The organism is Acetobacter malorum (genome assembly GCF_001580615.1).
Taxonomy (GTDB): domain Bacteria; phylum Pseudomonadota; class Alphaproteobacteria; order Acetobacterales; family Acetobacteraceae; genus Acetobacter; species Acetobacter malorum.
The window spans coordinates 1-24217 of sequence record NZ_LHZC01000042.1 but is presented as its reverse complement, the minus strand read 5'-3'; the positions used below and the strand labels follow the sequence as shown (position 1 = coordinate 24217).

Annotated in this window: 21 protein-coding genes; 12 read left to right on the top strand and 9 right to left on the bottom strand. The window is 59.1% G+C overall.

The genetic code is table 11. The features are described from left to right. Window positions 1-41: 41 nt before the first annotated feature. The 7 genes from dksA to AD930_RS18410 all read right to left on the bottom strand — a co-directional run bounded on the left by dksA (window position 42) and on the right by AD930_RS18410 (window position 5157). A complete protein-coding gene (gene dksA / locus AD930_RS04570) occupies window positions 42-455 on the bottom strand; it encodes an RNA polymerase-binding protein DksA (protein WP_043549927.1) in 414 nt (137 codons plus the stop codon). Between the two features lie 189 nt (window positions 456-644). Beyond that, a complete protein-coding gene (locus tag AD930_RS04565) occupies window positions 645-1961 on the bottom strand; it encodes an O-antigen ligase family protein (RefSeq protein ID WP_061505302.1) in 1317 nt (438 codons plus the stop codon). 78 nt (window positions 1962-2039) lie between these two features. Continuing rightward, window positions 2040-2636, bottom strand: coding sequence for a single-stranded DNA-binding protein (gene ssb / locus AD930_RS04560; protein WP_061505301.1), 597 nt, complete (start codon window positions 2634-2636; stop codon window positions 2040-2042). Between the two features lie 150 nt (window positions 2637-2786). Next, window positions 2787-3422: a 16S rRNA (guanine(966)-N(2))-methyltransferase RsmD gene (gene rsmD / locus AD930_RS04555; RefSeq protein WP_061505300.1), complete on the bottom strand. Its 636-nt coding sequence runs from the start codon at window positions 3420-3422 to the stop codon at window positions 2787-2789. A 2-nt stretch (window positions 3423-3424) separates the two neighbouring features. Further along, a complete protein-coding gene (locus AD930_RS04550) occupies window positions 3425-4183 on the bottom strand; it encodes a pseudouridine synthase (RefSeq protein ID WP_043549931.1) in 759 nt (252 codons plus the stop codon). Continuing rightward, complete coding sequence (locus AD930_RS04545) at window positions 4180-4908, bottom strand: gamma-glutamyl-gamma-aminobutyrate hydrolase family protein (protein ID WP_061505299.1); 729 nt, start codon at window positions 4906-4908, stop codon at window positions 4180-4182. The genes AD930_RS04550 and AD930_RS04545 overlap by 4 nt, the downstream gene beginning before the upstream one ends. A 120-nt stretch (window positions 4909-5028) precedes the next feature. Continuing rightward, entirely contained in the window at window positions 5029-5157 is a 129-nt protein-coding gene (locus AD930_RS18410; protein WP_264820932.1) for a hypothetical protein, read from the bottom strand. A 278-nt stretch (window positions 5158-5435) separates the two neighbouring features. Between AD930_RS18410 and AD930_RS04540 the strand changes: the two genes are divergently transcribed. The 5 genes from AD930_RS04540 (at window position 5436) to AD930_RS04520 (ending at window position 13775) form a co-directional block, all read left to right on the top strand. Next, window positions 5436-5909: a nucleoside deaminase gene (locus AD930_RS04540; RefSeq protein ID WP_061505298.1), complete on the top strand. Its 474-nt coding sequence runs from the start codon at window positions 5436-5438 to the stop codon at window positions 5907-5909. A 179-nt stretch (window positions 5910-6088) separates the two neighbouring features. Then, complete coding sequence (locus tag AD930_RS04535) at window positions 6089-7672, top strand: Do family serine endopeptidase (RefSeq protein ID WP_061505297.1); 1584 nt, start codon at window positions 6089-6091, stop codon at window positions 7670-7672. A gap of 358 nt (window positions 7673-8030) precedes the next feature. Beyond that, window positions 8031-9158: an efflux RND transporter periplasmic adaptor subunit gene (locus AD930_RS04530; RefSeq protein WP_061505296.1), complete on the top strand. Its 1128-nt coding sequence runs from the start codon at window positions 8031-8033 to the stop codon at window positions 9156-9158. Next, window positions 9151-12240 carry an efflux RND transporter permease subunit gene (locus tag AD930_RS04525; protein WP_061505295.1) on the top strand — a complete coding sequence of 1030 codons (3090 nt, stop codon included), beginning with the start codon at window positions 9151-9153 and terminating at the stop codon, window positions 12238-12240. The genes AD930_RS04530 and AD930_RS04525 overlap by 8 nt, the downstream gene beginning before the upstream one ends. After that, the gene (locus AD930_RS04520; protein ID WP_082781701.1) at window positions 12237-13775 is read left to right on the top strand and encodes an efflux transporter outer membrane subunit; all 1539 of its coding nucleotides are present in this window, start codon (window positions 12237-12239) and stop codon (window positions 13773-13775) included. Before AD930_RS04525 ends, AD930_RS04520 begins: the two co-directional genes overlap by 4 nt. On the opposite strand, the gene AD930_RS04515 is transcribed toward AD930_RS04520, so the two are convergent. Continuing rightward, window positions 13755-14534, bottom strand: coding sequence for a Crp/Fnr family transcriptional regulator (locus AD930_RS04515; RefSeq protein WP_061505294.1), 780 nt, complete (start codon window positions 14532-14534; stop codon window positions 13755-13757). The genes AD930_RS04520 and AD930_RS04515 overlap by 21 nt on opposite strands. Window positions 14535-14835: 301 nt before the next feature. On the opposite strand from AD930_RS04515, the gene AD930_RS04510 reads away from it, so the two are divergent. The 6 genes from AD930_RS04510 (at window position 14836) to AD930_RS04485 (ending at window position 21383) form a co-directional block, all read left to right on the top strand. Next, on the top strand, window positions 14836-15675 hold the full coding sequence (locus AD930_RS04510) for an OmpW/AlkL family protein (RefSeq protein ID WP_043549939.1): 840 nt from the start codon (window positions 14836-14838) through the stop codon (window positions 15673-15675). 4 nt (window positions 15676-15679) lie between these two features. Then, window positions 15680-17059 carry an oxygen-independent coproporphyrinogen III oxidase gene (hemN, locus tag AD930_RS04505; protein WP_061505293.1) on the top strand — a complete coding sequence of 460 codons (1380 nt, stop codon included), beginning with the start codon at window positions 15680-15682 and terminating at the stop codon, window positions 17057-17059. 150 nt (window positions 17060-17209) lie between these two features. Continuing rightward, complete coding sequence (locus tag AD930_RS04500; RefSeq protein WP_061505292.1) at window positions 17210-17869, top strand: 2OG-Fe(II) oxygenase; 660 nt, start codon at window positions 17210-17212, stop codon at window positions 17867-17869. Window positions 17870-18007: 138 nt separating this feature from the next. Then, window positions 18008-19645 carry an electron transfer flavoprotein-ubiquinone oxidoreductase gene (locus AD930_RS04495; RefSeq protein WP_061505291.1) on the top strand — a complete coding sequence of 546 codons (1638 nt, stop codon included), beginning with the start codon at window positions 18008-18010 and terminating at the stop codon, window positions 19643-19645. A gap of 62 nt (window positions 19646-19707) precedes the next feature. Next, window positions 19708-20457 (top strand): electron transfer flavoprotein subunit beta/FixA family protein, encoded by a 750-nt coding sequence (locus AD930_RS04490; RefSeq protein ID WP_043549942.1) that lies wholly within the window; start codon window positions 19708-19710, stop codon window positions 20455-20457. 2 nt (window positions 20458-20459) lie between these two features. After that, complete coding sequence (locus AD930_RS04485; protein ID WP_061505290.1) at window positions 20460-21383, top strand: FAD-binding protein; 924 nt, start codon at window positions 20460-20462, stop codon at window positions 21381-21383. A 105-nt stretch (window positions 21384-21488) separates the two neighbouring features. On the opposite strand, the gene AD930_RS04480 is transcribed toward AD930_RS04485, so the two are convergent. Next, window positions 21489-22160 (bottom strand): TetR/AcrR family transcriptional regulator, encoded by a 672-nt coding sequence (locus AD930_RS04480; protein ID WP_043549945.1) that lies wholly within the window; start codon window positions 22158-22160, stop codon window positions 21489-21491. A gap of 59 nt (window positions 22161-22219) precedes the next feature. Here AD930_RS04480 and AD930_RS04475 point away from each other — a divergent pair, with 59 nt between their 5' ends. Further along, window positions 22220-23836, top strand: coding sequence for an efflux transporter outer membrane subunit (locus tag AD930_RS04475; RefSeq protein WP_082781700.1), 1617 nt, complete (start codon window positions 22220-22222; stop codon window positions 23834-23836). Window positions 23837-24217: the final 381 nt, after the last annotated feature.

Below are 24217 nucleotides of genomic sequence, written 5' to 3'. Positions count from 1 at the left end.
ACGCCGAACGCCGCAAGTCTGTTTCCGCTTAAAAAGCGGAATTAATCGTCACGATGGGTTTTTTCCATCCGTTCATGCTGTTCCTGCGCCTCGATGGACAGGGTCGCAATCGGGCGCGCTTCCAGACGACGCAGGGTGATCGGCTCACCCGTTTCCTCACAATAGCCGTAGGAGCCGTTCTCAATGCGCTGAAGGGCAAGGTTGATCTTGCCGATCAGCTTACGGGCACGGTCACGCGTGCGCAGTTCCAGCGCACGGTCCGTCTCCACACTGGCACGGTCAGTGATGTCAGCCTCATGGATGCCGCCTTCAGAAAGGCTGGCAAGCGTATCCCCGGCTTCTTTCAGGAGTTCAGCACGCCACTTCAGGAGTTTCTGTCTGAAATATTCCGTCTGAAGAGGGTTCATGAACTCTTCATTGTCTGACGGGCGATAGTCTGGCGGTAGAGTAATCATGTCAGTTGTCAGCCTTTGCAATGACAGGACACCTGCCTTGAAAGAATGACGCGGCTTATAGCGGTGTGCACTCCGAACGCCAAGAACATTATGAGATTTTAGAGGTAGAAAAAGGACAGCATAGGCATGCAGGCAGCTGACTATGCCCAAGAAATAGTATGCGGACAGGCTGCTAATAAAAGGAAATATTTAGATTTTCTTAAAAAGTGATGCGGCAGCGCTGCTCTGGTCGGGTGAGCTGATGGGCTCCGAGGCAGCCAGAAGCCAGCCGGCAAACAGGAAAAACCACCCTGCGGTGGGGAAGGAGAACAGGGCGCTGGTAGAGGCGACTGGCCAGATCAGCACGCAGCACATGACAAACAGCATAGCCTGCTGCGGGTTCCGGACGGGGGAGAGGGCGCGCAGGCCGGTGCGCACCCAGCAGAAGAGCATCCATGCAAACGCCACCAGCCCCGGCAGGCCTGCCGTGGTGGCAATTTGCAGATAGTAATTATGCGGGTGGATGTTGCAGCCCTGTGCCGTGTCACTGTCCAGCGGAGGCAGGCCGAAGCCCGTCAGGGCATCGGTATGGAGCGGGGTGTGGCAGAAGTTTCTGAAGCCATCCATGCCCAGCCCTAGCCATGGGTGGGAGACAATCATGGTCACAGCGGTGCGATACAGCTTGCCGTAATCGCTTTGGGTAAAATGGTGCAACTGGTTGGAGAATTTGAGCACCAGCTTGGCATAGGTCCGCGGCGAGATGGTCGGAAGACTGGCCACCAGCCCGGCACCGCCTACCACAATCAGGGCAAAAGGTATGCGAAAGCGGGGAATCATCAGGGCCGTCAGCATCAGGCCGAACAGGAGCAGCACATTGCTCATCCGCTGGCCAATCAGCACCATGGTTGTCACGCTCAGCACCAGCAGGGCCACGCCGCCAATCCATGGGCGCAGACGCTTGCTGTAAAATGCCTGCAAAACAACCGGCATCAGGGCCGGGAAAAAGAGCATGAGCAGCGTGAATCCGGCGCGTGGCTTCACGAAGGGGCCCGTCAGAGCACCATCATCCGCAGGGGGATAGCCCAGCAGGTTGGTGCCGGTCAGATACTGTTTCCAGCACTGGCCAATCAGCCAGAAGGCCAGCACGAATAAAATGGAAGCCAGCGCCCGGCGGCGTGAGGCCGATACCAGAATCCAGCTTTCCATGGCCGCAGCCAGCAGGAAGAGGCGCGGCAGACATAACGCCTGAACCCAGGCGCCTTTCAGGCCGATATGAAGGGAGGAGATCAGGCAAAGCCCGCAGAACACGGCTGCCGGGCGGAGCCAGTCCTTGCGTATCCACGCCCAGTCTTTTTGCAGAGCGGAGTAGAGCAGGAACAGGCAGGCGATAACGGTCGCCGCTACATCGCTCAGTGCGCGACTGTAAAAAAATAGGAAAGGGAGAAGAAAGGTGCACCCTGTTCCGCACAGCGTCAGAGCCGCAGCAAGGCGACCGGAGGAGCGGGGAACAGAAGATGCAGGTGTCATTACGGAAAAATCCCGTTGAGACAGACCGCATCACCCCGGCAAAGGGCCGGGGGAGGGACTGTCAGACCCATAGGCCGATTAGAACGGGATTTCGTCGTCCAGATCACTGTTGCCGGGGGCATCCCAGCCGCCAGCATTGCCGCCGCCCGGTCCACGGGCCGGAGCGTTCTGGCGCGGTGCGGAAGAGCCGCCAAAGTCGCCGCCCTGATTGCCACCACCATAGCCACCGCCGCTTCCGCCGCCGTAACCGCCACCACTATTCCCGCCGCCGTAGCTGCTGTTGCCGCCACCAAAGCCGCCGGATTCTTCACCCTCACCGCCGCTGCGGCTGTCGAGCAGAACCAGTTCCCCACGGAACCGCTCAACAATCACTTCGGTCGTGTAGCGTTCCTGCCCGGACTGGTCGGTCCATTTGCGGGTCTGCAAAGCGCCTTCCAGATAGACCTTGCGGCCTTTGCGCAGGAAGCGTTCTGCGACGTCAGCCAGACGATCATTGAAAATGACCACACGGTGCCATTCCGTCCGTTCCCGGCGTTCACCGGAGGCGCGGTCATTCCATGTGTCACTGGTGGCGACAGAAAAAGAGACAATTTTCATGCCGCTCTGGCTGGTGCGGACTTCCGGGTCTTTGCCCAGATTGCCCACCAGAATAACCTTGTTGACGCTGCCAGCCATCAATGACCCCGTTTTCTAAAACAATAAAAAGAGTATCCAGCCCGTGTAGCGCACTCCTGCGCTGCCCGCCAGTTCTCCGTTGGTTCTAATCTGTAAAATGGTCCCTGCGGCGCATAGCACCCGCAGGACCCGGACGGCTTTTGCCCGCGCTTACAGTTGCCAGACAGTAAGACGCGCTGCCCCATGCCGACGTTCCGCCAGCAATGTGCCAGCGTAGGCCGGGAGAGGCGGTGCTTCTTCCTCATCGCTGATAGGCGCGTCTTCCGGCAGGAGTGTCGTGCCGTCCGCATTTTTCTGCAGTAGCGGCAGCGGTTCCTGCGCAGCGGTTTCAATCACCGCAATGGCGCCGGGGGCAATCCATCCCTGTGCATGCAGGGCGGCCAGCGTGCGGGCTGGCAGATCCTGCCGGTAGGGCGGGTCCAGAAACAGCAGAGAGCAGGGAGCCGGAGCGCGCGTGGGTTTGGTGACATCCCGGGGGATGACCTTGCTCCGGTCTTCCCATTTGCAGCCTGCAATATTGGTGCGCAGGGCGGAAAGGGCCGCGCGGTCATTCTCAAAAAACGTGGCCTGTTCTGCCCCGCGTGAGAGCGCTTCCAGCCCGAGTGCGCCCGTGCCTGCAAACACATCCAGCACGCGCGCGTTGGTCAGCAGGTCCGGGCCGCCCCATGGGGCATGAAGCAGGATGTCGAATAACGCCTGCCGCACCCGGTCCGCCGTAGGGCGGGTTGTGGTGCCGGATGGAGCCGCCAGCATCCGGCCTTTGCGGGCCCCTGCAATAATCCGCATAATTAGCGGGCCTTCTTGCCAGCAGGTTTCTCTGGTGCTCTGGGCATCTGCTCACGCAGGGTCTTGCCGGGCACTTCTTCCAGTTCGCCCCGCTGCAGGGTGCCGAGCTGGAAGGGGCCATAGCTGGTGCGAATCAGGCGGCTGACATGCAGGTTCAGGCCCATCATCACCTTACGAATTTCGCGGTTCTTGCCTTCACGCAGGGACACGGTCAGCCAGGCGTTGTCGCCCTTGCGGGAATCGAGACCGGCTTCAATCGGCCCATACCGCACGCCCTCGAACACGCTGCCTTTGGCGAGGGACGCCAGACGGGCTTCATCCACCACGCCAAATACGCGCACCCGGTAGCGCCGCAGCCAGCCGTTGTTGGGCAGTTCCAGCCGCCGGGCCAGTTCGCCATCATTGGTCAGCAGCAGCAGGCCTTCACTGTTCAGATCCAGTCGCCCCACGCTGATGACGCGCGGCATGCCTTCCGGCAGCGAGGCAAAAACAGTCGGGCGGCCTTCCGGGTCCTTATGCGTCGTCACCAGTCCGTCCGGCTTGTGGTAACGCCACAGGCGGGTGCGCTGGGGCTGGTCCACAATCTTGCCGTCCACCTGCACAATATCGTCGGAAGTGACAAACGTGGCGGGATGCGTAACGGGCTGATTATTCAGCTTCACCCGTCCTTCTTCAACCATCCGCTCGGCATCACGCCGGCTGGCAACACCGGTTCGGCCCAGCCATTTGGCGATGCGTTCTCCACGCGTTTCCTGCGTCACTCTTGTTCTCCTGCTGCCCGTACAAAGGCGCTAAAAATGCTCCGGTCACCCGGGTCTATGCCAAATTCCGGATGCCATTGCACCCCAAGGCAAAACGGAAGGGTGGGGTCTTCCACCCCTTCAATCAGTCCATCTTCTGCCACGGCATTGATAATCCCGCGTCCGGGTGTGCGCACGGCCTGATGATGGGAAGAATTAACGGCCATGCGCGGCCGCCCCACGCAGCGCGCCAGCAGTGTCTCCGGCTCCAGATGCACTGCATGGCTGGCTTCGTCACGCGGATTAGGTTGCTCGTGCGGGAGGGCTGAGGGGAAGGAGTCGGGGATATGCTGGATCAGCGTGCCACCAAGGGCTACGGCCAGAAGCTGCATGCCGCCACAAATGCCCAGAACCGGCATTTTACGCTGCATGGCCGCGGCCAGATAGGCCTGCTCGGCTTGCGTGCGGACCGGGCGGAGGGTCACGCTGCTGTGGCGCTCGGCCTCACCATACAGAGCCGGGTCAATATCAAACGCGCCGCCGGTGATCAGCAGTCCGTCAATCTGGTCGAGATACTCGGAGGCAAGCTGCGGGAAAAGCGGCAGAGCCAATGGCAAACCGCCCGCCGTCGCAACGGCGGACATATAGTTTTCCCGCAGGGCATACCAGGGGAATCGGGAATAGCGGTCTGGTCCGCCCGCCTCATGGTCAAGCGTAATGCCGATAATAGGGCGGCGTGCAGTCATGAACTCGGGTGTCTTTTTTCAGAAAAAGCCGGATGGAGCGTATCAGGTGCCACACCCTGCGACGGTTTGCACGGGGATAAACACAAACGTCTTCTGAAAACGGCAGAAAGTCCGCAGACATCAACCCGGAAGCAGAGAAACCCGCTGGACGTGGGAAGAGGCTGCTGCCGGTTCATTCCCCGTCCGGTCTACAACGGCAAGGCCGAGGCCGATGGCAGCGGCGGCGAGGATGAGAGACAGACTGTGCATTGTACTAATCCTTTCCGCTATCTGGGTCAGGGCAGAATGACCTGACAACATGGTATGAGGCAGACGTCTGTTACAGAACAGATCGTGGCATCTATAAGGCATGATGACAGAGAAGATCGCACTTTTGCAAGGAAAAACGACCGTTTGAAATAAGGCAAAAAGACGGATTTTGGCGAACGGTGAGTGAGGCTTGAAATATTTGGTGAGTTTCTCCTTTTAACAGAAAGACTAAGCCGGTTTGCAGCACGGCCAACAGGAGCGGAAAGAGGCATGTACCGATGAAAAACGGGATGGAACTAGCACTTTGCGAGGCGCAGAACGCAGCGCAAAGAGGGGAAGTTCCTGTCGGCGCGGTCTTGCTGGGGCCGGATGGTGCCGTGCTGGCACAGGCGGGCAACCGTGTTGAAGAGTTGCATGACCCATCCGCCCATGCGGAAATGCTGGTGATGCGCGCAGCAACCGCGGCGCGGGACGGGAAACGGCTGGCGGATTGTACGCTGGTTGTCACGCTGGAACCATGCCCCATGTGTGCCGCGGCTCTGGCGCATTTCCGCGTCGGGCGGGTGCTGTTTGGGGCGTATGATCCAAAAGGCGGTGGCGTGGAGCATGGGCCGCGTCTGCCGTTTCGCGCCGAGGCGTTGCACAGGCCGGAAATTATTGGCGGCGTGCGGGAGCGCGACTCTGCCGCGTTGCTCAAAACCTTTTTCCAGACGCTGCGGGAGCGGGAAAGCGAGACCTCTTCCGCATCCTGATGCCTGTTACAAGAGTATGAATAAGTGAGGATGTTCCTGCCGGGCGACCTTTTGTTTTTGTTATCAAGGAACCATGTTAACCGCAGAAGCGTATGATATCTGGCCTGATGGTCTGAATCATGCGCCCCGGCGGGGATTGACCCTGTTGGCAAGAGTTTAAGGGAACAGTCGGAATCGTGATGTCGGAAAAATCTGTATCCAAGTTTTTCGGGCGGACTAGCCGCAAGACACTTCTGGCCCTTCTGGCTGGTGCAGCCTTTGTAGGGACGATGGGCACAGGGCCGGTTGGCCTCCACGCTGCCTATGCTGAGGATGCCGGAGCCATCAAGCCGAGCAGCCCTGTCCAGACGCTTCCAAACTTTGTGAATCTGGTCAAACAGGTCAAACCTGCCGTTGTTTCCATTACCTCCATGATCAAGGCTGATGCTGTTGAGGGTGAAGGCGGCGGCATGGGGGGAATGGGCGGTATGGGCGGCATGCCCTTTCCTTTTCCCTTCCCGTTCCAGATGGCGCCCCAGCAGTCCCGCCAGCAGATTGAAGCCCGCGGGTCTGGCTTTCTGATCTCTGCCGATGGGTATGTGGTGACCAACAACCATGTGGTGAAAGGGGCTACCAAGGTCACCGTCACGCTGGATGATGGCACCACGCTGCCCGCCAAGATTATTGGCCGTGATGGCAAGACGGATCTGGCCCTTCTGAAAGTCACGTCTACTCAGAAGCTGCCCTTTATTGAACTGGGCGAATCTGACGATGTGCAGCCCGGTGAATGGGTTGTCGCCGTAGGCAACCCATATGGTCTGGGTGGTACCGTCACCGCCGGGATCGTGTCCGCCCGTGGGCGTGACATTAACGAAGGGCCGTACGACAACTTCATTCAGATTGATGCGCCGATCAATCGCGGTAACTCCGGTGGCCCGCTGTTCACGCAGGATGGCAAAGTGGTGGGCGTTAATACCGCCATTCTCTCTCCCTCCGGTGGTGGGTCCATTGGTATCGGCTTTGCTATTCCGTCTGACACCGTGCGCAGCGTGACAGACCAGCTGCGCAAGACCGGCCACGTGGTCCGTGGGTATCTGGGCGTGAATGCTCAGGTCATTTCCCCGGCTATGGCAAAAGCTCTGAACATGCCGACGCCAGCTCCCGGCGCGCCGCCTGCCGGTGCGCTGGTGGCCAGCACCAGCCCGGACAGCCCGGCAGAAAAGGCTGGCCTGAAGGCGGAAGACGTTGTGACCGATTTCAATGGTCAGAAAGTCGCCTCTCCGCATGATCTGGCAGTGCGTGTTGCTTCCGTTGCTCCGGGCACAGACGCTAAAATTGGCTACCTGCGTGGCGGGAAACCGCAGACGCTGACGGTCAAGATCGGCAACCTCGCCAAAGCCTCCAACGATGGTGGCATTGAGGGCACCGCGTCCTCCGGCCAGCATCTGGGTGTGTCCCTCACGCCGCTGAGTGGCGATATCCGTCGCCAGCTTGGTTTGGGCAGTGATGTGCATGGCGTGGTGGTGAATGATGTGCAGCCCGGTTCCCCGGCGGATCAGGCCGGTATTCGCCCCGGTGATGTGATCCAGTCCGTCAGCAACCAGACCGTCGATTCCCCTCGGGCCGCAGTTACGGCTGTGCGTGGGGCGCTGGCGGCTAAAAAGCCGGTTCTTCTCCGTGTGCTGCGGGATGGGCAGTCTCTGTTCATCGCCATTTCCCCGGATGGCACGGGAGATGGCTCTGACTCATCTTCTTCTAACGGTGGGGATGACGACGACCAGTAAGACAATGGTCATGGTCTAAAACCGGGCATAAAGTTCGGTCTCGCAAAACGCTGGCTCTGCAAAGGGCCAGCGTTTTTTATGTCGTCAGGCTGGTATTATTTCTTAAAAGTGTAAAAACTGGCCGTGGACGACCTTTGAAGCTCAGTAAACAGGGTAAAATTTTAATTACATTTGATATTTATGGATGAAATTTTCAGCGAGATCAGCTTAATGCGTCAAATGCAATGAAGCTATGCTCCAGCCTCGGGGCTTGTTTGCTTAGGTCCTGAGCGGGTATCTCCTGCGTAATTCATAAAGTGGGAGCGATCCGCCCGATGACACTCACTCATTTTTCTGATCTGCCGTGCAGGGTTGCGTGATGCGAGCCGGACGGGTGTTTGCCACGCAACTGCGTGCGGGTCGTGGCGTGTTTGGCCTTCTTTGTGCTGTCCTGTGTCTGGCAAATGCCCCGGCATGGGCGGAGAAAACACCGCTTATCGTAGGGCAGGATGGCAGCCGGACCGTGCCGGAGGGCTCGCCCCTGCGGAAGCGGCTGGAGGTTGAGGCCGTACAGGTTGTTGTCCCGAAGGATACCCTGTCTGTCCCCGGTGCCATTGTAACGGAACCTGCCCGGCAGGTGCCCATTCTGGCACCCGTCACCGGGCGCATCATGGCGTTGAATGTCGTGCCGGGTCAGCATGTAAAGCACGGGCAGCCACTGGCGACGCTGCTTGCCGGGGATACGGCGCAAGCCACTACGGATGAAGAAAAAGCACGCGCCGGGCTGGTGATGGCGCAGGCTGCGATGGCGCGCGCCCAGCAGGTCAAGCAGGCCGGTGGTGCTGCGACGCGGGATGTTGAGGCCGCCCGTGCTGCGTTGGTGCAGGCACAGGCGGAGGAACGCCGCGCGCAGGATCGTCTGGCCTCGTTTGATGATAACGCGGTGGCAGGCGGCAAACTGATCCTGCGCTCCCCGGTGGATGGGGTGGTGTCTGCTGTCAGCATGGCTCCCGGCCAGAACGTGACCGACATTACGGCCCCCTTGCTGAGCGTGGAAGACCTCTCAGAAATCTGGGCCGTAGCGGATGTGCCGGAAGCCGATGTGGACCAGATCCATATCGGCCAGTCCGTTTCCCTCACGCTGCCCGCGCGGGACGGGGTCGTGCTGTATGGGGAAATCGCCACGGTGGAGCCGGATTTGCGGCCAGAAACCCGGCGCCTGCGTGCCATGATCCCACTGCCCAACCCGGATGAAGATTTGCATCCCAACATGTTCGCAACGGTTAATATTCAGCTCAAGCAGCCACCGGGCCTGATGGTGCCGCAGTCGGCCCTGCTGATGAATAATGACAACGTGACCGTGTTTGTGGAAACCGCGCCCTGGACGTTCAAGCGGCGCAAGGTCGGCATTTCCTACGACGAAGGTGAAGACACACGGGTTCTGAGCGGCCTGAGTGCCGGAGACCGCATCGTGACGCGCGGTGGGGTTTTGCTGAACGATGATTGAGCGGATTATTGCGGCCTGCCTGCGGGAGCGCCGTATTGTTTTTGTGGCGATGGCTGTGCTGGCTCTGTGGGGCGGCTGGGCGTGGAAAGATCTTCCGGTTGAAGCCTATCCCGACCTTGGGGCCGTGTCCGTTCAGGTCACCACCCAAAGCTCAGGGCTGGCTGCGGAGGAAGTAGAACAGCTGATCACCATTCCGCTTGAGCGCCAGCTTGCGGCCACGCCGGGGCTGGCCAACAGCCGTTCCAGCAGCACGTTTGGCCTCTCGCTCATCAATCTGATTTTTCGGGATGGCGTGAATGTTTACGCCGCCCGCCAGCGTGTGACGGAGCAACTGGCGCAGGTCACGCTGCCGCCGGGGGTGACGGCCAGCCTTGGGCCTGTCACCAGCCCATCGGGTGAAATTTACCGCTATACGCTGGAATCAGACCGCCAGAATCTGATGCAGCTCTCTGAAATTCAGCGCTGGATTGTGGTGCCGGCTCTGACAAAAGTGCAGGGCGTGGCGGCCATCAACAACTTCGGCGGCTTTACGCGGGAATATCAGTTGCTTCTGGACCCGGCCGCGCTCTCCCGCTTCCACGTGGGGGTGAATGATGTTTTGACGGCCATTACCAACAGCAGCATCAATGCTGGCGGTGGCCGCGTGGCGCGGGGCGAGCAGTCCTACATTGTGCGCGGCATGGGCATGATCCACTCGCTGAAGGAAATGGGCGATATCCCCGTAACCCAGCATGACGGCACCCCGGTCTTCCTGCGGGAACTGGGACGGATGCAGCTTGGGCATCAGGTGCGGGAAGGGATTCTGGGGAAAAACGGAAACCCGGATACCATTGAGGGCATTGTCAGCATGGTCTCGGGCGAGAACGCCTCGAAGGTGCTGAACCTGCTGCATGCCCGCGTGGCGCAACTGCAAAAGCAGCTGGAACCGCAGGGTGTGCGGATTGTGCCCTATATTGACCGTGACAATCTGGTGAATGCCACCACGGAGAAAGTTACCCACACGGTGCTGGAAGGGGTGGGGCTGGTTTTTGTCATCCTCATCCTCTTCCTTGGCAGCCCGCGCAGTGCGCTGGTGGCGGCGGTAACCATTCCGCTGGCGCTGGCGACGGTCTTTCTCATCATGAGTCTGCTCGGTATGCCGGCCAACCTGTTCTCCCTCGGGGCGATTGACTTCGGGGTGATCGTGGACGGCGCGATTGTGGTGACGGAATCCATCCTGCGCCTGCGGGAAGCGGAACCGGGCCGCACCATGTCTCTGGAGGATGTGGAAGGGCTGACAAAACATGTCGGCCGGGCGATCGTGTTTTCCACGCTAGTGATTATTGTCGCCTACAGCCCGCTTTTTGCGTTTGAAGGCGCAGAGGGGCGGCTGTTCCGGCCTATGGCCTTTACCGTCAGTTTTGCACTGCTGGGTGCGCTGCTCAGCGCTATTGTGCTCACGCCATCGCTTGCCTTTCTGGCCATGCGTAAGCCGCACAAGATTTTCCATAACAAGCCGCTGGAAAAGCTGCACCACCTGTACCATGACGGTCTGGCCCATGCCATGCGCCGTCCGCTTCTGGCCTATATTGGTGCCGTGATTGCTTTTGTGCTGGTGGTCGTGCTGGGCATGCATACCGGGCGTGAGTTCCTGCCGGAAATGGATGAGGGCGCGTTGTGGCTCCAGGTTCAGCTGCCCTCCGGCCTCTCACTGGAGAAAGCCGGGGCCATGGCGGATGAAGTGCGCCACGCCATCTATACGTTTCCGGAAACCTCTTACGCCGTAACCCAGTTAGGCCGGAATGATTCCGGCACGGACCCGTGGACGCCGTCACACATCGAAGTGCCAGTAGGCCTCAAGCCGTACAACACCTGGCCGCATGGTGAGACAAAGGCCCAGTTTGTCGCCAAACTGCATGAGCGTCTGGCGAAAATTCCGGGTATTGATTTTGGCATCAGCCAGCCAATTGCCGATGGCATGAACGATCAGGTCGGCGGCGCACATTCCGCGCTGGTCCTGCGCGTTTATGGCAATGATGCACGGGAAATCCGGCGGATTGGTAACCAGATTGTCGATGTTCTGAAAACCGTGAAGGGCACGACCGAAGCGTCTGTTTTTCAGGAGCCGGAAATTCCGGAACTCAACATTGTGGCGGATCGGCCCGCGGCAGCCCGTTACGGTATTTCCGTGGCGGACATCATGGCCGTGGTGGGCAACGCCATTGGCGATGGCCCGGTGTCCCAGATCTATATTGCAGACCGTACCTACAATATGACGGTACGCGTGCCCCCGGCCACGGTCAGCAATTTGCGCTCTCTGGCGCATCTCCCGCTGACGGCGGCCAATGGCGCGCAAATCCCGCTTGAGATGGTTGCCCAAATCAGCCTGAAAACGGGTGAAGGCACAATCTCGCATGAAATGACGGAACGGCAGATCACGCTGCGGGTGGATAACGGCAAGCGGCCCCTGTCCGACTATATGGCGGAAGCGCAGAAGAAAATTGCCGAACAGGTGCATTTCGATACCAGCCGGTATCGTCTGCAATGGGCTGGCGCGTTTGAGCAGCAGCAACGCGCACAGGCGCGCCTGAGTGTGGCGCTGGGTATCATGCTGATTGTCATGCTGGTTCTGCTGTTTGCGGAATTCCGCGTTCTGCGGCAGGCCGTGCTGATTCTGGCTGTGGTGCCGCTGGCCCTGCTGGGTGGTTTGGTCGCGCTGCAGGTCCGGGGGGAAACCCTGAATGTGGCGACCGCCGTTGGTTTTATCGCGCTGTTTGGTGTGGCGGTGCAGAACGGGATCATCATGATTTCCAACATCAACCGGCATCGGTCACAGGGTGTGCCGTTGTATGATGCCGTGCTGGAAGGGGCGGGGGAACGCTTTCGCCCTGTGTTGATGACAGCCACCGTCGCCAGCATGGGCATGCTGCCCGCCGCTATGGCAACCGGCATTGGTACGGACGTGCAGCGCGGTCTGGCGACCGTGGTGGTCGGCGGTCTGGGGATCGCGACGATTCTGACGCTGTTTATTCTGCCGACATTCTATTACGAGCTGGAAGCGTGGTGTGAGCGCCGGGCAGCTGCACGGGAGCCTGCGCCATGATGCCAAACAAACTGATGCTCTGGGCCGCTACTGCTCTGGCTTTGAGTGGGTGCGCCGTAGGGCCAGACTTTAAAAAACCCGCGCCGCCAGCCCCCACCGAGTATGGACAGGCGGGGAAGGGCAGCAGCACGCAGCCTGTGGCTGGCTCAGCCGAAGCTGCCGCGGCCGGCCCGCAGAGCGTGGTGCAGGTGTTCCACCCGGGGCAGGATATTCCGCCGCAATGGTGGGCACTGTTCCATTCGCCAGATCTGGACAGGCTGGTGCGGCGTGCGCTGGACCAGAATCCCTCTCTGGAATCCGCGCGGGACGCGCTTTCAGCCGCTAATGAAAACCGTCTGGCCCAGCAGAGCGCGCTGTATCCGTCTGTTTCCGGCAGCTTTAACCCGACACGCAACAAGACCTCCCGCACATACTCACCAGTGCCGAACAGCAACGCGTGGCTTTACACCGTGCACACGGCGCAGCTGAATATTTCCTATGTGCCGGATTTGTGGGGCGGGGTGCGGCGTGGAGTGGAAGCCGCAAAAGCCCTGCGTGATGCCCAGCGAGACCAGCTGGAAGCGGTCTATCTGACGCTCACCTCTTCCGTTGTGCAGGCGGCGATTGATTACGCAGCGCTCAATGCGCAGCTGGAGGCCACGCAGTCTCTTGTAGCGTTGCAGCGCACCTTGCTGGCCTCGGCCGAACGGCAGGAACAGGTCGGGCAGTTTTCCCGCAATGATGTAGCCATGCAGCGTGCCTCTCTGGCGCAAAACGAAGCCACTCTGGCCCCCTTGCAAAAGCAACTGGAGCAGCAAAAGCACCTTATTGCGGCTCTGGTGGGGGATGCGCCCGATGCGCCGGAGCCGAGCTTCACGCTGGAGAGTCTGAGCCTGCCGGTTGATTTGCCGGTCAGCCTGCCTGCGCGCCTGATTGAGCAGCGCCCGGATATCCGCACGGCACAGGCCAACTGGCATGCCGCCTGTGCGCAGGTTGGCGTCGCAGTCGCAAACCGTCTGCCCAATGTGCAGCTTGGGGCAACGCCGGGTTTTGCTGCGGCGTCCATCGCGCAGATGGCCTCTCCGGGATTCGGGCAGTGGGAAATTGCTGCCATGATTACCCAGCCGCTGTTTGATGGCGGTCTGCTGCGGCATCAGGAGCATGCGGCCCGCGCACAGTATGATCAGGCGGCAGCAGATTATCGCACAACCATTATCGCGGCTTTGCAGGATGTGGCGGATACGCTCACTGCTATCCGCTCCGATGCTACGGCCTTAGGCGCTAATGCCTCCGCTGCAACCGCAGCCGCAGAGAGCTGGCATATTGCGCAGGCGCAGTATCGGCTGGGAGATGTGAGTGAGGTCGCGATGCTTCAGGCGCAGCAGACCCAGCTTCAGGCCCAGCTGGCTCTGGCACAGGCCAGAGCGGACAGATTGTCGGATACGGTTGCGCTATTTCAGGCTTTGGGTGGTGGCTGGTGGAACAGCAAGGAGCCAGACGCGCCGCGCACGCCGTCCTGGCATCCGGATAAAGGGTTAGCGACTATCCTGCCCTGAGGCGAGGTCCCGCAGGCGGGTGACGGAGAGAACCCGGATCCCGTGATTATCGGTGCCGGTAATGGTCTGCTCGCGCCGGAGGGCGCTTATGGTGCGGCTCACGGTTTCAATGGTCAGGCCCAGATAATCCGCAATATCGACCCGCGTCATGGGGAGAGAGACCAGACAGCCTTCGGTCTTGCCCTGTCCGGCAGGGGCCGGCGGTATCATGCGGTTTAACAGAAAACTGGCGACGCGCTCACGTGCTGTCTTGCGGCCCAGCAGGAGCATTTGTTCCTGTGCTTCCGCCAGTTCGTCCGTTACTTCATCCAGCAGTCGGCGTTCAAACTGCGGGTAATCCGTCAGCAAGGTTTCCAGCTGAGGGCGCAGAAAACGGCAGACCTGCACGGTATCCACTGTCTCCGCCCCAAAGGAATAGGTCTTGGCTGTGGTCAGACCGAGAAAGTGCCCGACATCTGCAAAACCTGTAATCTGGCGGCGGCCATCCGGAAGGGATTTGAAGAGTTTAACTGTCCCGGATGTCACGTTGAAGAAGGACAGTGCGGGGGTGCCTTCTTCAATCATCGCTGTGCCGGGCGGCAGTGTCAGCCGTTTTGAGGCTTGTGCGAGAATGGCCAGCTCGGTGTCATCAATACCGTTGCACACGCTGTGTTCCCGAATTTCACAGACAAGACAACGATGCACGTCAGTCCTGGCTTCAGGCGTAAACCTGCGCCTGAGAGGCATGGACTGTGTCCGTGAATGGGGAGCAGGCGGCATGAAGGTATGGGTCCGGCAAAGCCGACTCTTGCGGATGCGAGGAGGATCCGGAAAAGCCTGTGTCAGGGAAATCTTTCGTAAATATTAGGTTATTGTTGATATAAATCAACGACAGCTCTCGAAAATCTCTACCCGCAAGGATGTTTTAAACGAATATCAGAGTTGTGTTGTGCGCTGTGGTTTAAATAACACACTCTTCGACCCATCATGGTGTGGGTTTGATCTAAATCATGGTGACCGACCTCTGCGCGTGATTTCTCCCGTCTCATAAACTTACAGCGCAGTTGGAAGAGTAACAGGTATGGTCAAGCTTCGTTCCTTATTTACAGCCCTTGCGGCGGGTGTGGCTGCGATTTCCGGCACGGCCGCCGCTCAGGCACAGGTTGTTGCTCCGGCATCCCCGAACGCAACCTATGTGAATGCTCCGGTCATGAGCAAAATTCCGGCTGCTCCGCGTCCGGGTGGCGGCCATTGCGGGATTTTTGAAACCTGCGCCAGCACCAAGATCGGTCTGGGCAAGGGTGACTTCATGATCCGCCTGTCCGGCGTGGGCGTTCTGCCGCAGGACCGTGATAGCAACGTGGCTCTGCATGCTGGTGGCACGACCATCCCCCTGCGCAACACGCACCTGTCCACCACCAACCAGGCGATGCCTGAGCTGACGCTGGAATACTTCCTGACGGACAACATCTCTGTTGACCTGATTGCCACCAGCACCCGTCACGAAGTGGCTGCTCTGGGCAGCGATGTTCCGTCTCTGGGTGGCCCGCGCAAGCTGGACGTCGGGAGTGCCTGGGTGCTGCCGCCCACGCTGACCTTCGCTTGGCATTTCCGTCCGCATAAGCGCTTCAACCCGTATGTGGGTGTGGGTGTTACGGCAATGTGGTTCCACAGCATGCACGCTAACGCAGGCAGCCCGCTGGGCCTGACCAAGCTGAACTCCGGCTTTACCGGTGGTCCGGCTGTGAACGCTGGCTTTGACTATCAGCTGGTTGGCAACTGGTTCTTCAACGCAGACGTCAAGCAGGTGTTTGTGCGTATGCATGCTTGGGCTCAGAACCCTGCAGAAACGCTGCGTGTCCGTGCGCATGAATCTCTGGACCCGACCGTGGTCTCCGCTGGTATCGCTTACCGGTTCTAATGGTATGAGCGCGGTATCCTTATCTGATCTGGTTCTCCGTTACGGCGGGAACCTGCCGCGCTACACCAGCTACCCGACTGCAGCCAGCTTTACGGATGCAGTCGGGCCTGCGCAGGCCGAACAATGGCTGCGCGCCCTCCCGGCGGATGCGCCGGTTTCTCTTTATTTCCATGTTCCGTTTTGTGATGAACTGTGCCGCTTCTGCGGGTGCAATACATCCGTCATGCGCCATGAAGACGGGCGTATGGCCTACGGAGATTTGCTGCGTGAGGAACTGCGCCGTGTTGTGGCGCTTGTGGGTCCGCAGCGGTCAGTCAAGCATCTCCAGTTTGGGGGCGGGACGCCCTCCACGCTGCCTGCGGCCTCGCTCCGGCAGGTCATGCGTAGCGTGCGTCAGTTTTTCCGGATTGAGCCGGACGCCGAACTGGCGATGGAACTCGACCCCCGTCATGTCCCCGCAGGGTATCCGCAACTGCTGGGTGATCTCGGTTTTACGCGTATCAGCCTTGGTGTGCAGGATCTGGAAGAAAAGGTGCAGGAGGCCTGTGGCCGCCATCAGTCCTTTGCCCAGACCGAAGCCTGCATTGATGCCGTGCGCGCCGCCGGTGTGTCCGGCGTGAATGTCGATCTGATTTATGGCCTGCCGTATCAGACGGAAGAGAGTGTTGCCGCCACGGCGCGTAAAATCGCATCTCTGCGGTCCAGCCGTCTGGCAGTGTTTGGCTATGCGCATGTGCCGTGGAAGCAGAAGCGCCAGCGCCTGATTCCCGAAGACGCTCTGCCGCCGCCCGTCGAGCGCCTGCGTCAGCGCGCCCGTATTGAAGAGGTTTTGTGTGCGGAAGGATACGTGGCCATCGGGCTCGACCATTACGCTCTGCCGGATGATACTCTGGTTCAGGCCGCGCAGGCGGGCACGCTCCGCCGGAATTTTCAGGGTTACACAACCGATTCGTCCACCGTGCTGCTGGGAATGGGGGCCTCCGCCATTTCCATGCTGCCGGATGGCTATACGCAGAACATCACGGCAGTTGCTCCGTATGTCCGTGCTCTGGCAGATCAGGATGGTCTGCCGGTTGCCCGCGGCGTGGCCCGCACGGCAGAAGACAAACTGCGCGGCGGTCTGATTGAAGAACTGATGTGCACTATGCAGGTGGACCTTCAGGCTGGCCCCGCCGCCGGGCATGATTTTTCGGTAGAACATGCTGCTTTGAAGCCATTTGTGCAGGATGGATTCGTGCAGATGGAAGGTGGCTGCGTGCGGGTGACAGAAGCAGGGCGGCCTTTCCTTCGGAATGTGGCTGCCGTGTTTGATACGCACCGCCAGATCCTGTCTTCCGCCATGCCGGGAGGCGCTCCTCAGCCCCGTTTTGCCACGGCACTCTGAACCTTCACGGGCTTTACCCGTTGAGGCATCAGTTGATCGTGCGCGTGTTTTGGCGCATGGAGAGAGAACTTTCCCCGCCCGGATGCCATAAAAAAGAACGGTATTCTTCTTAAGGGCAGGAACCCGCATCACAGCTGAAGGACAGAACAGATGCGTTCTGACGCCCCCGCTTTGACAGAAAAGCTGGCTACCATGCAGCCTGCACAGGTCCCGTTTACGCACTGGATGCTGGAGTCCGTTCTGGAACCAGACGCCTGTGACGCCTTGCTGGAATGGGAACCGGGTGATGAAGCGCGGGCGGGTGATGTCGGCGGCCGTCGTGAGACCCGTAACAAGTTCCGCGTCTTTGTGGATCCAGCAACCCGCGCGCAGGATGCGCGGCTGGACCGGATGGCGCACCTGCTGGATAGCGAAGCCGCGCGTAAAGTCTTCAAGGATGTTTGTGGTGCAGAGCTGGACGACTCCGCCCTGCGGCTGGAACTGTGTCTGGACACAGATGGCTTCTGGCTGGAACCGCACACCGATATTGGTGCGAAGAGACTCACCCTGCTGATCTCTCTGTCCACAAACGATAAAGACCATGCATGGGGCACGGACCTCATGACGCCGGACGGCAAGTCCGTGACGCGGGCGTCTGGCGCGTTCAATTCCGGTGTCTTGTTCATTCCGTCTGACAAGACATGGCATGGCTTTGTTAAGCGTCCTATTGAGGGCACCCGCCGCACGCTGATCGTCAATTTTGTCGACCCAGCATGGCGTGCGGTGCATGAGCTGGCCTTTGGACCGCGTGTGCCAGTGGCTTCTGCCTGAAAGAAAACTGAAAATAAGGCTTCAGACACGGATTTTCAGGCAGAATCCGGGGTCTGCTACGGCTGTTTTTTTGCAATTCCGCGTTAAATCGGCTTTAGGAAGGCCTCGCCGAGATCTCAACGGGGGCTGTGAACGGGAATGAGTGAATCTGTGCGTGAGTCGATGGAGTTTGATGTCGTCATAGTTGGCGGCGGGCCAGCCGGGTTGGCTGCGGCTATTCGCCTGCGCCAGCTTTCACCGGAAACAAGCGTCTGTCTGATTGAAAAAGGCAGCGAAATCGGGGCGCATATCGTCTCCGGTGCTGTCATTGAGCCACGGGCTCTGGCTGAGCTTCTGCCAGACTGGCAGGACCGCGGTGCACCGCTGAACACACCGGTGACGTCAGAAGAGATGCTCTATCTGACCGAAACCCGCAGCCTGCGCGTGCCCATGCTGGACCGCCTGATGCCGCACATGGCTAATCACGGCAATTATATTGTCAGTCTGGGTGAAGTCTGCCGCTGGCTGGCCACGCAGGCTGAAGAGCTGGGTGTGGAAATCTACCCCGGCTTTGCGGGCGCTGAAGTCCTCATTGAAGACAACCGCGTGGTTGGTGTGGCCACCGGGGATATGGGCATTACCAAAGACGGCGCAGAAGGCCCCAATTACCAGCCGGGTATGGAACTGCGCGGCCGTTATACGCTGTTTGCAGAAGGTTGCCGTGGCTCCCTGACCAAGCAGGTCATGGAGCATTACGACCTGCGCAAAGGCGTGGACCCGCAGACCTACGGGCTGGGGATCAAGGAAGTCTGGGAAATTCCGGCGGAAAACCATCGCCCCGGTCTGGTGCAGCACAGCTTTGGCTGGCCGCTGGATGACAACACCTATGGCGGCGCCTGGCTTTACCACTTTGGTGAAAACCTGGTGTCCTACGGCTTTGTGGTCGGGCTGGACTATCCCAACACATGGCTTTCCCCGTTCGACGAAATGCAGCGCCTTAAACTGCATCCGGCGTTCCGCAAGCATCTGGAAGGCGGTCGTCGCGTCAGCTACGGCGCACGCGCTCTGTCAGAAGGCGGCCTGCAGGCCATCCCGCGTCTGACCTTCCCCGGTGGCGCTCTGATTGGTGATTCCGCAGGCTTCCTGAACATGCCCAAAATCAAGGGCACGCATACGGCCATGAAGTCCGGTATGCTGGCAGCAGAAGCGGTGGTTGAAGCCATTGAGACAGACCGGGTTGAACCCGGCTCCTACACACAGCGTGTTAAAGACAGCTGGCTGTGGGAAGAACTGCGCACCGCCCGTAATGTGCGTCCGGCTTTCGCGCATTTCGGTATGAAGGGCGGGGCAGTCTATGCCGCGCTGGACGCCATGCTTCTGCGTGGCCGCGCACCGTGGACGCTGCATTTCAGGCATCAGGACAACGAAACCCTGAAAGCCGCGGCCCTGTGTGAAAAGCCGAACTATCCCAAACCGGATGGCACGCTGACGTTTGACCGTCTGTCTTCCGTCTTCCTGTCCGCCACCAACCATGAGGAAGATCAGCCGGTGCATCTGCGCCTGCGCAATCCCTCCCTGTGGAAAACGATTAACTGGGATGTGTTCCGTGCACCGGAAGCCCGTTATTGCCCTGCTGGCGTGTATGAAGTGGTGGATGAAGCCACAGCGCCGGCTCTGCAAATTAACGCGCAGAACTGCGTGCATTGCAAAACCTGTGACATCAAGGATCCAACCCAGAATATTGACTGGACTGTGCCCGAAGGCGGCGGCGGTCCTAATTATCCTGCTGGTATGTGATTTTGTTGCAAAGTACGGTAAGCAACGTTTGAACGATCCTGCGTCTGCAAGCGAAAGAAGCCATGAAGATTGTAGTACCTGTAAAGCGGGTTGTTGATTACAACATCAAACCGCGTGTTAAGGCGGACGGCAGCGGTGTTGAAACCACTGGCGTCAAGATGTCGATGAACCCCTTTGATGAGATTGCTGTGGAAGAAGCAGTGCGTCTCAAGGAAAAGGGCGTTGCGTCTGAAGTTGTCGTTGTCTCCATCGGGGTGCAGCAGGCACAGGACACGCTGCGGACCGCCATGGCCATGGGCGCAGACCGCGCCATTCTGGTTCTGTCTGAAGAAAGCCCGGAACCTCTGGCAGTCGCCAAGGTGCTGAAGGCCATTAACGAGAAAGAACAGCCGGGTCTGTTCATTCTTGGCAAGCAGGCCATTGATGATGACATGAACGCAACCGGCCAGATGCTGGCTGGTCTGCTCGGCTGGGGGCAGGGCACGTTTGCCGGTAAGGTCGAAGTTGCGGATGGCCGCGTGAAGGTCAGCCGTGAAATCGATGGCGGCACGGAAGATGTCTCTTTGGCTCTGCCGGCAGTCGTCACGGCGGATCTGCGCCTGAACGAACCGCGCTATGCCTCTCTGCCCAACATCATGAAGGCCCGCAAAAAGCCGACGGAAACGCTGAAGGCTGAAGACCTCGGCGTGGACATGACCCGTCGCCTCACTGTGGTGTCCGTAGCGGAACCGGAGCAGCGTCAGGCTGGTGTGAAGGTTGGCTCCGTGGGTGAACTGGTTGAAAAACTGCGTAACGAAGCAAAGGTGATCTGATTATGACCGCTCTTGTTCTTCTCGATCATGAAGAGGGCCGGATCAGAAAGTCTGCCCTTTCTGCCGTAACCGCCGCCTCTCAGCTGGGTGACGTGCATGTGCTGGTGGCGGGTGATGCCGCCGTGGCGCAGGCCGCAGCCGCTATCCCGGGTGTTACCAAGGTTCTGCATGCTGCCGATGCACAGTATGCGCATGAACTGGCTGAGCCGCTGGCTGCTCTGATTGTCTCGCTCGCTGGCGGGTATGACCAGATTATTGCCGCTGCCAGCGCCGTAGGCAAAAACGTGCTGCCGCGTGCTGCTGCTCTGCTGGACGTGCAGCCGATCCCGGAAGTGGTCAGCATTGTGGACGCCGAAACCTTCGTGCGCCCGATCTATGCAGGGAACGCTCTGGCGACCGTGCGCTCGTTCGATGCCAAAAAGGTTCTGACGGTGCGTGGTTCTGCGTTTGATGCCGCTCCGGCAGAAGGCGGCTCCGCTCCGATTGAAACGGTTGCGCCAGCAACCAACCCGAATGTTTCTGAATTTGTGGCAGTTTACCTGTCCGATTCCGAGCGTCCGGAACTGGAATCTGCCCGCGTGGTTGTCTCCGGTGGCCGTGGCCTTCAGAGCGAAGAAAAGTTCCACGTTCTGGAACCGCTGGCCGACAAGCTGGGCGCTGCTATCGGCGCATCCCGTGCAGCTGTGGATTCGGGCTTTGTGCCGAACGAATTCCAGGTCGGGCAGACCGGCAAGATCGTGGCGCCGGAACTCTATCTGGCATTCGGTATTTCCGGCGCGATCCAGCATCTGGCCGGTATGAAAGACAGCCGCGTGATTGTGGCCGTCAACAAAGATCCGGAAGCTCCGATCTTCCAGGTCGCCGATTACGGCATTGTGGGGGATCTGTTCGAGATCGTGCCTGCTCTGACCGAGGCGCTGAATTAACCTATCGTTTCTGCGGCCCGGATTTCCGGGCCGTTACGGCTTAAAGCCTGTGCGCTCTTACCCAGAGCACACAGGCTTTTTGTTTTTTGAGAAACGGTAAGGGTTTCAGTCCGCTGCGGAGGCTTCAGAAGGCTTGACGCCATAAGCTGCCAGAAACATGCGAACGGCAGAGTTAATGACCTTCTCTTCGTCTTCAGCTTCATTATCAAACGGCATATTGAAGCGTTTCCGGTGCGCAATGCGCGTCTGGCAGAGTGAGAAGAACTGCTCCGCAGCAAAAACAGGGTCATCCACGTTCAGTGTGCCCTGCGCCACCTGTCCTTCAATCCAGCCAGACAGGGTTTCAATCGCCCTTTTGGGGCCACTTTGCCAGAAGGTTGTGGCCAGATGCGGGAAATGCGGCGCTTCGGAGACAATAATCCGATAGAGCATCAGGCTTTCTGGTGAGATGATCAGCCTGATAATCTCCCGGGCCAGAGCCGTCAGCGTCTTTTCCGGGGACAGGCTTAATTTCTGCACCGGGGCCAGAACCTCGAGTTTTTCCCGGCAGTTCTTTTCCACAAAGGCGGCAAACAGATCGCACTTGTTGGCAAAGTAATTATACAGCGTGCCCTTGGAAACGCCTGCCTCACGCGCAATGGCGGACATACTGGCGCCTTCAAAGCCATGGGCTGCAAAAACAGCTTTTGCTCCGGTCAGAATCTGCTGGCGCTTGGCCTCAGATTCCCCGGTGCAGAGGTGGGTCACCATCACGGGCTTAGAAGGGGAGGCAGACATTGTGTGGTGTTATTCCCAAGTATGATGATTGACGCAACATTGAAAAACGATAGTTTGGCATGCTGACCGAACCGGTCGGTCAGTGCAAGAACCGGGTAGTAAGAATACGGACTTTCGTTAGGAGCGATCAGGTGGCGAAACGGTATGTGTCGGGGGCAGGCACCATAGTTCTGGCTTTAGCGCTGGGTGGGTGCATGGTAGGCCCGGATTACAAAAAGCCAGCCACATGGACCCCGGCAGAATGGCAGCATGCCAAACTTGAAGGGGCTTCCCGTGTTCTGAGTGTGCCTAGCACACAGGCGCCTGACCCGGAATGGTGGTCGGTCTTTCAGGACCCGGAACTGACGTCTCTTGAAAAACGTCTGGCCTCGGAAAACCTTGATGTGCTGCAGGCAACAGAACAACTCGCCGTCAGCCGTGGGCAGTTGCTGATTGCCGGCGCTGAGCGATTCCCGGATCTTGCGGCCTCAGGCTCTTACAAGCGCGCGCAGTATAGCAGTAAACAGCTCAGCCGCATTGTAGAGCGGATTGGTCAGAATGCACCGGAAGGGATGGGCGCACTTCTGTCCTCACAGTCCGCCAATGTTTCCATTCCTTTGCTCAACCAGTGGCAGGATGGCCTTCAGGCAAGCTGGGAGGTCGATCTGTGGGGCCGTGTCCGGCGGCAGTATGAAGCCGCCAAGGCTTATCTGACGGCCTCTATGGAAGAACGCCGCGGTATCCTGATCGCCCGTCAGGCTGAACTGGCGCGCGACTATATGGAACTGCGTGGCCTTCAGGAGCAGTTGCGCATCACCATCGCTAACCGTGATGCCGCTACGCAGATGCTCAAGCTCAGCAGCGCCCGTTATAAAAGTGGACTGGTGAGTGAACTGGATGTGGAGAGTGCACGTTCCCAGGTGGAAAGCACCAATTCCAGCATCCCGCAGTTTGAGCAGCGGATTGCCATGCAGATTAACGCTATCAATCTGCTGATGGGCGCGCCTCCCGGTGGCCTGAATGCGGAACTGACGCAGACGGCCTCTATTCCTTTGGTTCCGGCAGCTGTGCCGGTGGGGTTACCGTCTGAGCTGGCACGCAGACGCCCGGATATCAGGGAAGCGGATGCTGAACTGCATGCTGCCACGGCGGAAGTCGGTCAGGCAGAAGCGGACTTCTATCCTAAAGTGACCATTGATGCCGGGTTTGGCTTCCAGTCCTTCTCTTTCCGGGACCTTGGGTTCTGGAGTGCGCGGACATGGAATGTGGGCCCGTCTATTTCGCTGCCTATCTTTCAGGGTGGTCGTCTGACCGGTCAGCTTGAAATGAAGAAGGCGTCTCAGAAAACAGCAGCGCTCCGATATCGGAAGACTGTGCTTAAGGCATGGAGCGAGGTGGATAACGCTCTGACAGCCTATGAGGCCGAGCAGAAGCGGAACCTCAGCCTAAAGGCACAGGTAGCGGCGGACCAGCGATCCTGGCAGCTGGCGCAGGATCAGTATCGCCACGGGATGCAAAGCTTCCTGCAGGTGCTGGACACAGAGCGCCGCCTGTTGTCGTCTCAGACACAACTGGCAGATAGCACGGCGGTCATCTCGGATAATCTGGTGCGCCTCTATAATGCGCTGGGCGGTGGTTGGGAGACGACCTACCCCGAGGGCAGCAAAACCACACCCAAGACGACACAGCACAGCTAAAAGCCTACTGTATCAGTGTGCTGCAAAACCCCCGGCGTCGCAGACGCCGGGGGTTTTGCATTTGTAAGGCGGAGATCAGGCGGGAAATAGAGCCTTGAGGCTGGCATCCTTTTAAGGGGAGGGGCGTTATCCCTTTTAATCAGGTGCTCTCATCCTGCAGGCCACTCTCAAAAACGATTCCGTTAAGGTTTAGAGGTGATTCGGCAGGAGGGTAAAACTGCTATCCCGTTGAAAACTGGCGGAAAACTAGGGTTCTGGCCCGGTCTAAAAATTAAGACGAACTTTTTTAAAGTTTTTGGTCTGGATAGTGTTGACGGGTTGGGGTCGATGGCATAGAAACCGCTTCACCGGACGAGATCACGGTTGGCAGCTTCCTCTGGA

Excerpts from the sequence above, each read along its gene's own strand:
- AD930_RS04520 (WP_082781701.1), top strand. The coding sequence starts at position 12,237 with ATGATGCCAAACAAACTGATGCTCTGGGCCGCTACTGCTCTGGCTTTG.
- AD930_RS04485 (WP_061505290.1), top strand. The coding sequence starts at position 20,460 with ATGACCGCTCTTGTTCTTCTCGATCATGAAGAGGGCCGGATCAGAAAG.
- AD930_RS04540 (WP_061505298.1), top strand. The coding sequence starts at position 5,436 with ATGAAAAACGGGATGGAACTAGCACTTTGCGAGGCGCAGAACGCAGCG.
- AD930_RS04495 (WP_061505291.1), top strand. The coding sequence starts at position 18,008 with ATGAGTGAATCTGTGCGTGAGTCGATGGAGTTTGATGTCGTCATAGTT.
- AD930_RS04530 (WP_061505296.1), top strand. The coding sequence starts at position 8,031 with ATGCGAGCCGGACGGGTGTTTGCCACGCAACTGCGTGCGGGTCGTGGC.
- AD930_RS04475 (WP_082781700.1), top strand. The coding sequence starts at position 22,220 with ATGCTGACCGAACCGGTCGGTCAGTGCAAGAACCGGGTAGTAAGAATA.
- AD930_RS04500 (WP_061505292.1), top strand. The coding sequence starts at position 17,210 with ATGCGTTCTGACGCCCCCGCTTTGACAGAAAAGCTGGCTACCATGCAG.
- AD930_RS04490 (WP_043549942.1), top strand. The coding sequence starts at position 19,708 with ATGAAGATTGTAGTACCTGTAAAGCGGGTTGTTGATTACAACATCAAA.
- AD930_RS04480 (WP_043549945.1), bottom strand. The coding sequence starts at position 22,160 with ATGTCTGCCTCCCCTTCTAAGCCCGTGATGGTGACCCACCTCTGCACC.
- AD930_RS04510 (WP_043549939.1), top strand. The coding sequence starts at position 14,836 with ATGGTCAAGCTTCGTTCCTTATTTACAGCCCTTGCGGCGGGTGTGGCT.
- AD930_RS04525 (WP_061505295.1), top strand. The coding sequence starts at position 9,151 with ATGATTGAGCGGATTATTGCGGCCTGCCTGCGGGAGCGCCGTATTGTT.
- AD930_RS04515 (WP_061505294.1), bottom strand. The coding sequence starts at position 14,534 with ATGCCGCCTGCTCCCCATTCACGGACACAGTCCATGCCTCTCAGGCGC.
- AD930_RS04545 (WP_061505299.1), bottom strand. The coding sequence starts at position 4,908 with ATGACTGCACGCCGCCCTATTATCGGCATTACGCTTGACCATGAGGCG.
- AD930_RS04535 (WP_061505297.1), top strand. The coding sequence starts at position 6,089 with ATGTCGGAAAAATCTGTATCCAAGTTTTTCGGGCGGACTAGCCGCAAG.
- AD930_RS04565 (WP_061505302.1), bottom strand. The coding sequence starts at position 1,961 with ATGACACCTGCATCTTCTGTTCCCCGCTCCTCCGGTCGCCTTGCTGCG.
- dksA (WP_043549927.1), bottom strand. The coding sequence starts at position 455 with ATGATTACTCTACCGCCAGACTATCGCCCGTCAGACAATGAAGAGTTC.
- AD930_RS18410 (WP_264820932.1), bottom strand. The coding sequence starts at position 5,157 with ATGCACAGTCTGTCTCTCATCCTCGCCGCCGCTGCCATCGGCCTCGGC.
- ssb (WP_061505301.1), bottom strand. The coding sequence starts at position 2,636 with ATGGCTGGCAGCGTCAACAAGGTTATTCTGGTGGGCAATCTGGGCAAA.
- hemN (WP_061505293.1), top strand. The coding sequence starts at position 15,680 with ATGAGCGCGGTATCCTTATCTGATCTGGTTCTCCGTTACGGCGGGAAC.
- rsmD (WP_061505300.1), bottom strand. The coding sequence starts at position 3,422 with ATGCGGATTATTGCAGGGGCCCGCAAAGGCCGGATGCTGGCGGCTCCA.